A 13,208-nucleotide genomic window follows, 5' to 3' on the forward strand; every position below is an offset into this window, starting at 1 on the left:
TTTTTTTTCGAAAACTTTAAAAAACAATAAAGAAACCTAACATTCAATAATTTAAAGGGTTTTAGCTGTTTTATCTATTCGTTGAAATGCATTTTTATTCGACAAAATACATCTGCTTTATTTTTTTGGCACAGTATATGAATATCCCTATTCAAGATTAACATTTTAAAATTAAGAAAAGATGAAAACGATAAAATTAGCAATCGCCGGATTATTTCTAATGGTTGCAAACGCCACAGAAGCCCAAGTATCCGTAAACGTAAACATTGGAACTCCACCAGCTTGGGGACCATCGGGATATACAGAAATGGAATATTACTATCTTCCAGATGTTGAGGCTTACTACGATGTTCGTGCTTCTCAATTCATCTATTTCGGAGGAGGAAAATGGGTAAGAGCAAGATACTTGCCTAGACAATATAGAAACTATGATTTGTATGGAGGATACAAAGTAGTTTTGACAGATTATCACGGTAGAACACCTTATACTTATTTTGATCGTCATAGAGTGAAATATTACAAAGGATACCATGGAGCTCCTCAAAGACCATACAAACCAAGACCTGTATATGGTTACAGTGAGCGTCGTAACTACGATCGTAAAGATTACAAACACTACGACAAACACGACAAACATGATAAACACCATGACAGACATGATCATGACGACCACGATCACGGACATGGGCACGGAAGAAGATAATGCTAAATTACTAGCAATCAATGCAAGAGAGTATCAATAAAATGATACTCTCTTTTTTTTATGATTTGTTTAATCTAATCTTTTGTTAAAATGTTGTATATTTAATATAAATGATTGTGTTGCAATAAGTTTCGTCAGAGAAACCTCATATGTAATGCTTTTATGATATATATTTGCGCCGAATTTTAAAACCAAAAAAGAAATTTATGAAAAAGAATGTTTATTTGCTTTCATTTTTAGCAATGTCACTGTTAATAGGTTGTGACGATAACAATGACAACAAAAACGATGGACAGTCGTCAAATAACATTACCATTACCTCAGATCAATCTACGCTTAACCAAAGACTTGACTTAACTAATTCTGGGGTAATTTCGATCGAAAATGGATCTCTAACAGGTAAAGCTGCAGAGACAGCCAGCACTTCTTTTCCTCTTGTTCAAATTGCCGAAGTAAAACCGCCAGTTGATGCAAACGGAAGAACATTACAAGCAAGCCACGTTACAGTAAACGGAAATTATGCCTATGTTTCTTATATCATGAGAGGCGATGCTTATTCTGGAGCTATTGACGTGATTGATGTTTCAGATCCGTATAAACCAAAATTGGTTACTTCTGCCCTAATTCCAAGTACTGATATTACATCTTTAACTTTCTCAGGATCAAATTTAATTATCGGAGCTGCGAAAGATGTAGATAAAGATACTCAACTAGCAGGAAATCCGGCAATTGTATTTAACATGGAGTTAAGTTCAGGATTACTTACAGATAAATTAAAAACAAATTATTTAGAAAGCAGAGTTACAACAGACGTTGCGGCTAATGCTTCTAATTATTTTGCTGTAACGGGAGATAATGGAAGTTTATTCAAAATAAATAGTTCTACAAAAGCACTTGCAGGAAAAGCTGCTATGGCCGATCTACGTTCTATTGCTTTAACAAGTGATAAAGTAGTGACTTTGAGCGGAACTAAAGGAGTAAATGTTTACAATCAGTCGACTCTTGCATTGCAAAAAAGTTTTACAACATCTGTAGATGTTAGCGGAGCAAAAAGAACAATGGATGTTGATGGAACAAAACTTTTTGTTTCTGAAGGTCCAAACGGTCTTGGCGTATATGATATCAACAGCGGGTCAAAATTGCAAACTATCGGAATTACAACTGCTGCTGAAGACAATGTGACAAATGCTGTTTCTTTCAATGATGGTTATGCATTTGTGGCTAATGGAGCTTTGGGACTTAATGTTTATCAATCTACAACACAGCTTAATTTATTAGGTTCTGTTGGAATTGCAGGTTCTTCAAACTACGTAAAATCTAGCGGAAATTACATTTATGTAGCAAGCGGAACTGGTGGTTTGAAAATCATTAAAATGGAAAAACCAAGTACTACTTTTGCAAGCTGTTTAACTTACGGTTTGTATAACCAAGGTAGAGATTTGATTTTAAATTCTAATGAAGTTAAATCGTACCAAGGAGCAACAGCTATTAATTCTGCAATTGTAAATTCTGGAGCAATTTTAACACATTGCGGTTCTATTGCAATTCTTAGCAACTTGACTTTAAATAGTAATGGTACTTTCAATATGAGAGGAAGTTTATCTCAAGGTAAATACCAACAATCTTCTCCAACACAATTAATTATCAACTCTGGTGCAAAATTAGTTGTTGAAGGTTCAGTTGTAATCTGGGGTGATTTAACATTGAATAGTGGTGCTCAAATTGAGTTTGTTGGTAACACTTCTTCTATTACTATTTATGGAAAAGTAACAAAAGGTACTGGCGTAACTATCAAAGGAAACTACGTTGATACAGAAAATAAATTGAAATAAGCAGAAACGGCATCAAATATATATTTTAGAAAAAGCTGTCAGATATAAACTGGCAGCTTTTTTTGTTTTATTCTTAAAATATTGTTCAAATAATCAATCATTAACATTTCATTTAAATACTGTTCCGTAAAATAATTAGTATTTTTGAGGCACTTTCAAAAAAAACATTAACCAGAATATGCGAAAAATACAGGTTCAAATCTTTCTTTTATTTTTTATAGGTTTTCAAATTTCATTTGCACAACAGCCACAAAAACTAAATTCAGTTGAAATTTACAATCAAATCAAGAAACTAAACTTTTTAGGTTCAGTATTGTATCTTGCGGCGCATCCTGATGACGAAAACACTAGGATGATTTCGTATTTAGCGAATGAAATGAATGCGAGAACGGGTTATTTATCTCTAACTCGAGGAGATGGCGGACAAAACTTAATTGGCCCGCAATTACGCGAATTACTTGGCGTAATCAGAACTCAAGAATTAATTGAAGCTCGAAAAATTGATGGCGGAGAACAGTTCTTTTCGAGAGCAAATGATTTTGGTTTTTCGAAAAACCCTTCAGAAACTTTAGATATTTGGGACAAAGAAAAAGTTCTTGCTGATGTAGTTTGGACAATCAGAAAATTTCAACCAGACATTATAATCAATAGATTTGATCATCGTTCACCAGGAACAACACACGGACATCATACTTCTTCTGCGATGTTGAGTGTTGAAAGTTTCAAATTAACAAACGATCCTAAAGTTTATCCTGAACAATTAAAATATGTTACGCCTTGGCAAGTAAAACGTCAATTCTTCAATCCTTCTTGGTGGTTTTACGGAAGCCAAGAAAAATTTGATGCTGCTAATAAATCAAAATTTACAAAACTAGAAACAGGCGTTTACTATACTGGAATTGGAAAATCAAACCAAGAAATTGCCGCTTTAAGCCGAAGCCGTCACCAATCGCAAGGTTTTGGTAGCACGGGAGTTCGCGGTGAAGAAACAGAATATTTGGAACTAATTAATGGTGAAAATCCAAAAGAGCGCGATAATTTATTTGATGGAATCGATACAAGTTGGAATCGTGTTAAAAACGGAAAACCAGTTGGAGATTTAATCGCTACAATTATTTCAAAATACGATTTCAGCAATCCATCTGCAAGTATTCCAGATTTAGTTAAGGCTTACGCTATGATTCAAGCTTTAGAGGACACGCACTGGAAAACGATTAAACTTTCTGCTATAAAAAATATCATTGCATCATGTTCTGGTTTGTATCTTGAAGCTGTCGCTAATGAGCAAGAAGCAACTCCAGGAAGCACAATTAAATTGAGTCTTGAAGCTATTAATAGATGTGCCGTAGGAATGCAATTAATTAGTGTGACGACACTTCCAGACAATCAAACTACAGCTCAAAATATTATTTTAAAGAATAATAACGATCAGAGAATCAATCTGCAGATACAGCTTCCGAATAATATTGAATACACTCAGCCGTATTGGCTAAAAGAAAAAGCTTCGGTTGGAATGTACACGGTTTCTAACCAAGAAATCATTGGAACTCCTGATATTATAAGAGATGCAAAAGTGGTTTTTAATGTAAAAATCAATGATGTTGAAATTCCGTTTGAGCGTACTGTTGTTTATAAATACAACGATGGTGTAAAGGGAGAAATGTATAATTTCCTTGATATTGTACCAGAAGTTACGACTTCTATTTTAGAACGAGTTTTAATTTTTGGAAACACAAAAAGCAAAATGGTTCCTGTTAAAGTTCGCGCAGGAAAAGACAATATAAAAGGAAATTTGCAATTAGAATTACCTAAAAGCTGGACAGTTTCTCCAAAAGAAATTCCGTTTGCTTTAGACAAAAAAGGCAACGAACAAATCTTTTATTTTGAAGTAACTCCGCCTGTTAATCCAGAAGAAGTTACAGCAAAAAGTGTTGCTATTGTAGACAATAAACGTTTTGATAAAGATCAAACCAATATTGAATTCAGCCATATTACTAAACAAATGGTTTTAAAACCAGCGGAATCAAAATGCATTAGAATTGACTTGAAGGTTTCTGGTGATGCTATTGCTTACATTATGGGCGCTGGAGACGAAGTTCCAGAAAGTTTGACCCAAATGGGATACAAAGTTTCGATTTTAAAACCAGAAGAAATTACACCTGAAAAATTAGATTCTTTCAGCACCGTAATTACTGGAATTCGTGCTTACAATACCGTAAATGCTTTAGCAAACAAACAAAATATACTTTTCAATTTTGTAAAAGGCGGTAAAAACATGATTGTTCAATACAATACAAACGGAAAATTGGTAACAGATAAAATCGCTCCATATCCGTTGAAATTGTCAAACGATCGAGTAACAGAAGAAAATGCTAAAATTACATTCTTAGCACCAAATCATCCCGTTCTAAACACGCCAAACAAAATCTCTGAAAAAGATTTCCAAGGTTGGACGCAAGAACAAGGTTTATATTATCCAAACGAATATGATCCTGCCTTCACTCCTATTATCTCATCGCACGACAAAGGAGAATCTGCTAAAGATGGAGCTTTGCTTGTCGCACCTTACGGAAAAGGATATTACATTTACACTGGTTTGAGTTTCTTTAGAGAATTACCAGAAGGTGTTTCTGGAGCATACAGATTATTATCGAATATTATTTCTCTAAAACAACCAATTGAAGCTCCTAAACAAGATTTAAAGCAATAAAATATGGAAGCTAAAAAGACAAAAAAATGGAAAAAAAGCTACACTTATGTTTTGGTAGCTAATGCAATTTATATTGCTATTTTTTTCTTAATCATGCAATTATACTCATAACCTATGCAGCTATTTGACTGGATCGTACTTATTGTCACTTTATTATTTATTGTTGGATACGGCTCTTGGAAAACTCGAGGCAGTAAAAACGTAGAAGATTTCATTTTAGGAAATAACGAAACGCCTTGGTATACTGTCGGGCTTTCAGTAATGGCTACACAAGCCAGTGCCATCACATTTTTATCTACCCCTGGACAAGCTTATCATGACGGAATGGGTTTTGTGCAGTTTTATTTTGGTTTGCCAATTGCGATGATTGTCATTTGTTTGACTTTCATTCCATTATATCATAAAAGCAAAGTTTTTACCGCTTATGAATTTTTAGAAAGAAGATTTGATGTAAAAACACGTTCGCTTGCAGCTATTCTATTTTTAGTGCAAAGAGGTCTAGGAACTGGTTTGACGATTTATGCTCCGGCTATTATTTTATCTGCTCTTTTAGGATGGAACTTAACCGTAATGAACATTATAATTGGTGTTATGGTCATCATTTATACTTTTTCGGGAGGAACAAAGGCGGTGAACGTTACGCAAAAACAACAGATGTTTGTAATTATGTCTGGAATGTTTATCACGTTTTTCTTGATTTTGCACTACTTGCCAAACGATATGACTTTCAACAGCGCGCTGCATATTGCTGGTGCTAATGACAAAATGAATATCGTTAATTTTTCTTTTGATCCTGAAGAAAAATATACTTTTTGGAGCGGTATTACGGGTGGTTTCTTTTTGGCTCTTGCTTATTTTGGAACAGACCAATCTCAAGTTGGACGTTATTTATCAGGAAAATCAGTTCGTGAGAGTCAAATGGGATTAATAATGAACGGACTTTTAAAAGTTCCGATGCAGTTCTTTATTCTGTTGACGGGAGTTATGGTTTTTGTCTTTTTTCAATTCAATCCGGTTCCTTTAAATTTTAATCCAAATAATAAAATAGCGATTGAGAAGTCGGCTTATAAGCAAGAATATCATGTTTTAGAAGAAAAACTGGTTAAACTTTCAGAAGACAAAAAGGTTATCAATTTATTGTATATCGATCAGTTAAACCAAGATTTTGACAATCCGATTTTACGTAAAGAATTGGTTGCTTTATCAAATAAAGAAAAAGATCTTCGCGATAAAGCTAAAGAAATTATTTCGAGGGCTGATAGTCATACAGAAACCAATGATAAAGATTATGTCTTTTTCCATTTTATTCTTAACTATTTGCCAAAAGGTCTAATCGGATTGTTATTGGCCGTTATTCTTTCGGCAGCAATGTCTTCAACAGCTTCTGGATTAACTGCTTTGGCTTCTACAACGGCGATTGACATTTATAAACGAAATCAGAAAGAAGAAAAATCAGAGAAACATTATTTGAATGTAACTAAATTTTTTACTCTATTTTGGGGAGTTATAGCGATACTTTTTGCTTGTGTTGGAACTTTATTCGAGAATTTAATTCAGCTTGTAAATATTATTGGTTCTATTTTCTACGGAACAGTTTTAGGAATATTCCTTGTCGCTTTTTACACCAAACGAGTTCAGGCAAAGCCAATGTTTATTAGCGCGATAATTAGTCAGCTTACCATTTTTGTCATTTATTATTTTATGATTTACAGCCAAGAAAAACTGGGTTATTTGTGGTTAAATTTCATCGGAGCTATTTTGACGATTGTATTGGCGGTTTTAATTCAGTTTTTGTTTTTTAAAAAAGACGACATAAATAACAGTCTAGAATATTAAAATTTCTATCTTTCAATTATAAATTGATAGAGAAAAATGAAAATTAAATTTTGTCTGGTATTTGCTTTTGCAATTACAATATTAAACGTTCATTCGCAAAAACTTAATGTTGCAAAACTTGACAGTTTATTTAAAGCTTTAAATGATAAAAACCTTTTTATGGGAAGCATTTCCATTTCTAAAAATGGAAATCAGATTTATTCAAACGCTATCGGTAAAGCAGATATAGCAGATAATATACCTTTATCAGCGAATACTAAATTTCGTATTGGTTCTACAACCAAAATTTTCACTTCAGCTTTGGTATTAAAAGCTGTTGAGCTAAAGAAAATCAGTCTTGACCAGACTATTCATTCGTTTTTTCCAACAATTGTAAATTCGCAAAAAATTACTATCCGCAATTTACTAAATCACAGAAGCGGAATTCATGAACTTTTAGCGGCAGATGAATTTGCTAATGGATATACCGAAGCAAAGTCACAAGAAGAAATGATTTCAATTTTAAGCAAATTTCAAAGTGATTTTGAACCCAATACAAAAGCCGATTATAGCAATTCTAATTATTATTTGCTTACTTTAATTCTCGAAAAAACGTATAAAAAAACGTATTCAGAACTATTAGAAGAACAAATAATAAAGCCTTTAAAGCTAAAAAACACCTATTTTGGAGGTAAAATTAATATTCAAAATAACGAATGTTACTCCTATTATTTCTCTAATAAATGGGAAGAAGATACAGAAGGAGATATGTCGGTTCCTTTAGGTGCAGGTGCAATCGTTTCGACTCCATCTGATTTAACTCTTTTTATTGAAAAACTTTTTCAGGGAAAAATCATTAGTCTTAAAAGTTTAAAACTGATGACTCAGATTCAAGATAAATACGGAATGGGAATTTTCGCTCTTCCTTTTTACGACAAAAATGGATTCGTTCATCGCGGTCAAATCGACAGTTTCAGTTCTGTTTTATCTTTTTTTCCTGAAGAAAAGTTAGCTATCGCAATAATTACAAACGGTTCTGTTTATGATAAGAAAAAGATTTTAATAGCGGCATTGAGCAATTATTTCAACAAACCTTATTCTATTAATTTTGAAGGCTACGAACCTGCTAATGAAGATTTGGAAACCATAGTCGGTACTTATAAAAGTCCTGATAGCCAACAAAAAATCATTATTTCGATCAATAATAAAAGATTATATGCAAATTTCACCAATCAATCTCTTTTTCTTTTAGAACCATTATCAAAAAATAAATTTGAAAATATCTGGGAGGGAAATAAATTTGATTTTGGACTCAAAAACGAAATAATTTTTGAAGCTAATGGAAAACAAATTAAATTCTATAAAATCTAAAATTCAATAGATTAGCAATTTCTTTAGAATGCGATTCGCGTTTATTTTAAGTAAAAAATATTATTTTAGTGTATCGCAAGATTGCTATTGTAACTTCTAAAATCATCATTATGAAAGATTCAAAAAAATACAGCAACAAAACCAAAGCTGCTTTTGTTCTGCTAATCGTGATGCTGATTATTTTACTTGGAAATTTTAATACGCTCCGAAATTCCAAAAATGTAAATGATAATATCAATGCGATTTATAAAGATAGATTGGTTGTAGCGCATTATATTTTCCAATATTCTAAAGAACTTCATTTTATAAAAGCGGAAGCTGAGAAACTGAATCTAAGCGACAACATCAAAAAAAATGAAATCATTCATACGCTTGATATCATTCATAATATTGACGATTTGTATGCTAAAACAGTTTTAACGAACAAAGAGAAACAGTATTTTGACGCCTTTTTAAGTTCATGCAAAGAAATCAACAAGCAAGTTGAAAATAAAAATTGGGACAAAATAGCCAATTCTAGTACCGAAGCTTTAAAAACATTAGAGGCACTTTCTCAAATTCAGATTGAAGAAGGAAAAGATAAACTTGCCGTTGCAAATGCAATGTATAGCAGAAATAATGTACTTGGCCAACTTCAAATTGGGCTTCTTATTATTTTAGGAGGAATTACTTTTTATCTTTTAATAAAGAAAATCAAGAAGACGGTCAAAATTCCTGAGCCTCCGAGTTTGAATTAATTTTCTTAACCGCAAAGACGCAAAGAGATACGCAAAGTTCGCAAAGTTAATTTACCCATAGCTTTGCGAACTTTGCGTTTAAATAGGCATGCCATATATAAAACCTTGCGTGCTTTGCGGTTAAAAAAAACAGAAAAAAGAACAAAAAAAAATCCAAAGCCCGTCGACTTTGGATTTTCATATTTTAAAAATTGGAATTTAATAATTCGAAAGAATTATTATCTGCTCCACTCAGCGATACTGTCTTTGTTCAATTTTACGTAATCAGCATTGTTTGCTGCCTCAGCAGATGCTAAAGAAACTTTTGCTGTTTCAATTGCTCCTTTTTTATCACCTTGTTTTGCTTGAATCAACGATTTTAATCTTGAAACATAATATGGTTTATCAGAACTCATATCAAGAGCTTTGTCTACGTAATTTCTTGCTGTTTCGATATTTCCGTTTGATTGGAATAAATATTGAGAAGCATTAAAATAATCGTTCCAAGTTGGACCTGCTAAAGCTTTATCAATACTTGCTACAGCAATTTTAGCCGTTGGAACTTCAAATTTTAAAGCAACATGAGAGTTTTCCCAAGCGATGTCTAAATATCCAAAATTTGGATCTAAACCGTTAATACCGATTGTAAATGTTTCAATAGGAGTTGGTAATGCTTCTTCTTTTACAGTAGTTTTTAAAGCTACATAAGCATCGCTCCAGTTTTCTGGCAATCCCCAGTTATCTGTAGAAAGATAGAAAATGACATCCCAGCTTTCGATTCTAGGAACTGTATAAATTGCATATTTTCCTTTCTTTAGTGTTTTCCCGTCAATTATTACGTCGTCACTAAAATTAATGATTGTATTTTCGTTAGCTCCTGTTCTCCATAATTTTCCAAACGGAACTAAATTTCCGAACACAGCTCTTCCTCTTGCTCCCGGTCTTGAATATGTAACTTCAACATCGGTTAGACCAACAGTTTGTTTAATATATCCTTTTGGACTTGCTTGCGGTGTTTTTACTTGTGCTTCTGATGCTAATGGTGCTAAGATCAGGGCTAAAGCAATAAGTAGTTTCTTCATTATTTTAAGTTTTATTTTTTTCAAATTTACAAATTCAATCAGCTACAAATGTTAAATTTTATATAATTCAAGCCTTTAGCTGTGATATTTTTTTTGCATTTAATTCGTTAAAATGATCAATAACCAAGTCAGCTTCTGATAAATCCTGATGATGTGAATGCTCGCTCTTGTATCCTACACAATAAATTCCTGCACCTTTTGCCGCTTTTACACCATTTGTGCTGTCCTCAATTATAATACACTCTTCTTTTGGCGCCACAGATAATGAAGCCGCATGAATAAATATCGCTGGATTTGGTTTCGATTGAGGAAAATCTTCGCCACTTACAATATGAGTAAAATACTGGTGCAGATTGAATCTTGTAAAAACACGATCGATCGTTACTTTTGATGCAGACGAAGCTAAAATCAATTGCATACCGTTGTTGTACAAATCTTTAATTAAATCTTCAACACCGTCTAAAAGATATAAATCCTCTTTAGTATCAAACGCATCATTAAAAATAGTTCTTTTTCTCTGAATCAAATCTTCCACTTCCTGATCTACAGTTGGAAAATAACTTTTTAAAGTTTGAAAAGTATTTCGAGTCGAAAATCCTGTAAATGTGGTGTACATTTCTTCTGGGACTTCGATATTCAATTCTGAAAATTGTAAATAATAAGCATAACGATGAACTGGCTCTGTGTCAACAATTACGCCGTCCATATCAAAAATTACTGTTTTAATCATTTTTTTTAGAGGTACTAAGGTTATGAGGGACAAAGGTTCAAAGGTTTGCTCTCTTTATGTTTTAACTTTGTCAAAGTTTCTTTTTTAAAGGAACAAAGGTTCAAAGATTATTTTTTACTGAAAACTGAGACTGTGACTAAATTACTTCGAAAGTATATGTCTAATCACTGTTTCTGCAGCGTGTAAGCCGAATAATCCTGGCATGTAGCTATTTGTTCCGTAGAAAGATTTTTTGAAGTTTTTTCCGTCTGTCAATTTTAAGCTTTTTTCATCTTGAATTTCAGAAGAGAAAACTACTTTTAATTTGTTAATTTTTGCTTCTTTTAAACGCTTACGAATCGTTTTAGAGAAATAGCAGTTAATTGTTTTAGAAATATCTGTAACTTTTACTTTAGAAGCCAACATTTTACCGCCAGCGCCCATGCTGCTGATGATTTTTACTCTTTTGCGTTTTGCGGCAATAATCAGATTTAATTTTGGAGTAATACTGTCAATGCAATCTAAAACATAATCAAATTCTGGAGAAACGATTTCAAAAGCACGTTCTGGAGAAAGAAATTCTTGAACACGAGTTAGATTTAATTCTGGATTAATATCCATCAAACGATCGCCTACAATTTTAATCTTTGGCTGACCAACTGTTGAATGCAAAGCTGGCAATTGACGGTTGATATTGGTAATATCTACAACGTCTCCGTCTACAATCGTCATGTTCCCCACTCCTGCTCTTGCTAAAAATTCTGCTGCAAAAGATCCAACTCCTCCCAGTCCAACGACTAAAACATTCGATTTTTGTAAATTTTCTAATCCTTCTTTAGTAAACAAAAGCTCTGCTCTTTCTGTCCATTCTGCCATTATATTCTTTTTTGTTGTTTTTAGTTTTTATATTTTTTGTTTCAAGTTTAATGTTTCAAGTTTTACTGGTTTGTCACATTTTACTATTCAAATAAACTTTTATAATTACTTGAAATAATTCCTTGTAATTCTTTTATATCTAATTTTTTATATTCCGAAGCTAATTCATAAACATCCTTAATCGATTCTTGAATTGTATCAGTTTCTAAGAAAAAACGATCATTTGGAACATTCAGAAAAACCGTTTTTAAATCTGGATTTTTCAATAAATATTTTCCAAACGAAAGATAAAATCCAGCGGCGATTAATTGTTCTGCAAGCTGATTATTCTTTGAAAAACCATGAATAATCATTGGAACTTTTATCTTCATTTTTTTCTTAATTGCCATTACTTCCTGAAAAGCTGCAACACAATGAATTACTACAGGTTTATTGAATTTTTCTGCTAATTCTAATTGTTTCTCAAAAACCGAAATCTGCAAATCAAACGGAACTTCGATTCTTTTATCTAAACCACATTCGCCAATTGCCAAACAATTTTTAGTTTGCAGTTTTTCTTCTATAATTTTCAAATCTTCATCAATTCGATTTTCGTCAATGTACCAAGGATGAATTCCGATAGAATAAAACGGAATCGTTGCATCAAAATCTTTTGGATACTGATTAACCAACTCTAAAACACTAGATTGATTGGTAAATTGATGTGTATGAAAATTAAAATATTCCATTAATGAAAATCTTTTACCCCTGCTTTAATTGCAATTTTCAAATCATTTTCTAGAGGAACAAGCGGACAAGAATACTTATAATTATAAGCACAATACGGATTGTAAGCTTGATTAAAATCGATTGCTATTGTATTCCCTTTCGGAACTTCTAAATCAATATAACGGCCGCCAATATAGCTTTCTTTACCAGTTGTTAAATCTGAAAAAGGTAAGAAAAGATGATTTTTATACTGTTCCTGAACTAGCAATTCTAAACTTTGGTAAACTGCTAATTGATAAGGCTTTCCATTTATTTTAAAATGTAAAGTTCCGTATTTAGTATATTTTGGAGTACGAGTTCCAGATGTTTTCATTTCAAAAGCTTTTCCGCCTTTAGCTTTCACCAAAGTAGCGTTTACAAAATAAGTTTCAGAAATAGGGAAAAATTCTAAGCTTTTAAAAGTCTTCAAATCTTCAGCCATTAATGGACTCGTCTTAGGATCAGCATATTCAGAGTTAATTTTCTTTTGGAATTTTTGAGCATCGGCTTTATTAAACTTTTTTTGAGCAAAGCCAAAATTAAATACCAACAATAAAGCTAGGGCGTTTATAGTTTTCATCTTAGAAATTTTATGCAAAAATAGTTCAAAATCAACAAAACAACAACCACTTAACGAGACAAAGTTT

General features: G+C 32.5%; 11 protein-coding genes. 6 read left to right on the plus strand and 5 right to left on the minus strand.

From position 1 onward, the window contains the following. Nucleotides 1-181: 181 nt before the first annotated feature. From ACE01P_RS04620 to ACE01P_RS04645, 6 genes are all read left to right on the plus strand, one after another. A complete protein-coding gene (locus ACE01P_RS04620) occupies nt 182-703 on the plus strand; it encodes a hypothetical protein (protein WP_379694749.1) in 522 nt (173 codons plus the stop codon). A gap of 206 nt (nt 704-909) precedes the next feature. Then, a complete protein-coding gene (locus ACE01P_RS04625) occupies nt 910-2,535 on the plus strand; it encodes a hypothetical protein (protein WP_379694751.1) in 1,626 nt (541 codons plus the stop codon). Nucleotides 2,536-2,713: 178 nt separating this feature from the next. Beyond that, complete coding sequence (locus ACE01P_RS04630) at nt 2,714-5,245, plus strand: PIG-L family deacetylase (RefSeq protein WP_379694753.1); 2,532 nt, start codon at nt 2,714-2,716, stop codon at nt 5,243-5,245. A gap of 114 nt (nt 5,246-5,359) precedes the next feature. Next, nucleotides 5,360-7,081, plus strand: a complete 1,722-nt coding sequence (locus ACE01P_RS04635; protein WP_379694756.1) for a sodium:solute symporter — start codon at nt 5,360-5,362, stop codon at nt 7,079-7,081. Nucleotides 7,082-7,117: 36 nt separating this feature from the next. Beyond that, nucleotides 7,118-8,431: a serine hydrolase domain-containing protein gene (locus ACE01P_RS04640; protein WP_379694759.1), complete on the plus strand. Its 1,314-nt coding sequence runs from the start codon at nt 7,118-7,120 to the stop codon at nt 8,429-8,431. A gap of 110 nt (nt 8,432-8,541) precedes the next feature. After that, nucleotides 8,542-9,168: an MCP four helix bundle domain-containing protein gene (locus ACE01P_RS04645; protein WP_379694762.1), complete on the plus strand. Its 627-nt coding sequence runs from the start codon at nt 8,542-8,544 to the stop codon at nt 9,166-9,168. Nucleotides 9,169-9,386: 218 nt separating this feature from the next. On the opposite strand, the gene ACE01P_RS04650 is transcribed toward ACE01P_RS04645, so the two are convergent. The 5 genes from ACE01P_RS04650 to ACE01P_RS04670 all read right to left on the minus strand — a co-directional run bounded on the left by ACE01P_RS04650 (nt 9,387) and on the right by ACE01P_RS04670 (nt 13,141). Next, on the minus strand, nt 9,387-10,229 hold the full coding sequence (locus tag ACE01P_RS04650) for a DUF2911 domain-containing protein (protein WP_379694765.1): 843 nt from the start codon (nt 10,227-10,229) through the stop codon (nt 9,387-9,389). Between the two features lie 67 nt (nt 10,230-10,296). Further along, a complete protein-coding gene (locus ACE01P_RS04655; RefSeq protein ID WP_379694768.1) occupies nt 10,297-10,959 on the minus strand; it encodes an HAD family hydrolase in 663 nt (220 codons plus the stop codon). A gap of 141 nt (nt 10,960-11,100) precedes the next feature. Beyond that, on the minus strand, nt 11,101-11,814 hold the full coding sequence (locus tag ACE01P_RS04660; protein WP_379694771.1) for a ThiF family adenylyltransferase: 714 nt from the start codon (nt 11,812-11,814) through the stop codon (nt 11,101-11,103). Nucleotides 11,815-11,897: 83 nt separating this feature from the next. Further along, the gene (locus tag ACE01P_RS04665; RefSeq protein ID WP_379694774.1) at nt 11,898-12,542 is read right to left on the minus strand and encodes a TatD family hydrolase; all 645 of its coding nucleotides are present in this window, start codon (nt 12,540-12,542) and stop codon (nt 11,898-11,900) included. Further along, entirely contained in the window at nt 12,542-13,141 is a 600-nt protein-coding gene (locus ACE01P_RS04670; protein WP_379694776.1) for a DUF1684 domain-containing protein, read from the minus strand. The genes ACE01P_RS04665 and ACE01P_RS04670 overlap by 1 nt, the downstream gene beginning before the upstream one ends. Nucleotides 13,142-13,208 lie beyond the last annotated feature (67 nt).

It is taken from the genome of Flavobacterium sp. HJSW_4 (assembly GCF_042436695.1).
Lineage (GTDB): Bacteria > Bacteroidota > Bacteroidia > Flavobacteriales > Flavobacteriaceae > Flavobacterium.

Excerpts from the sequence above, each read along its gene's own strand:
- ACE01P_RS04630 (WP_379694753.1), top strand. The coding sequence starts at position 2,714 with ATGCGAAAAATACAGGTTCAAATCTTTCTTTTATTTTTTATAGGTTTT.
- ACE01P_RS04650 (WP_379694765.1), bottom strand. The coding sequence starts at position 10,229 with ATGAAGAAACTACTTATTGCTTTAGCCCTGATCTTAGCACCATTAGCA.
- ACE01P_RS04635 (WP_379694756.1), top strand. The coding sequence starts at position 5,360 with ATGCAGCTATTTGACTGGATCGTACTTATTGTCACTTTATTATTTATT.
- ACE01P_RS04640 (WP_379694759.1), top strand. The coding sequence starts at position 7,118 with ATGAAAATTAAATTTTGTCTGGTATTTGCTTTTGCAATTACAATATTA.
- ACE01P_RS04670 (WP_379694776.1), bottom strand. The coding sequence starts at position 13,141 with ATGAAAACTATAAACGCCCTAGCTTTATTGTTGGTATTTAATTTTGGC.
- ACE01P_RS04645 (WP_379694762.1), top strand. The coding sequence starts at position 8,542 with ATGAAAGATTCAAAAAAATACAGCAACAAAACCAAAGCTGCTTTTGTT.
- ACE01P_RS04625 (WP_379694751.1), top strand. The coding sequence starts at position 910 with ATGAAAAAGAATGTTTATTTGCTTTCATTTTTAGCAATGTCACTGTTA.
- ACE01P_RS04660 (WP_379694771.1), bottom strand. The coding sequence starts at position 11,814 with ATGGCAGAATGGACAGAAAGAGCAGAGCTTTTGTTTACTAAAGAAGGA.
- ACE01P_RS04655 (WP_379694768.1), bottom strand. The coding sequence starts at position 10,959 with ATGATTAAAACAGTAATTTTTGATATGGACGGCGTAATTGTTGACACA.
- ACE01P_RS04665 (WP_379694774.1), bottom strand. The coding sequence starts at position 12,542 with ATGGAATATTTTAATTTTCATACACATCAATTTACCAATCAATCTAGT.
- ACE01P_RS04620 (WP_379694749.1), top strand. The coding sequence starts at position 182 with ATGAAAACGATAAAATTAGCAATCGCCGGATTATTTCTAATGGTTGCA.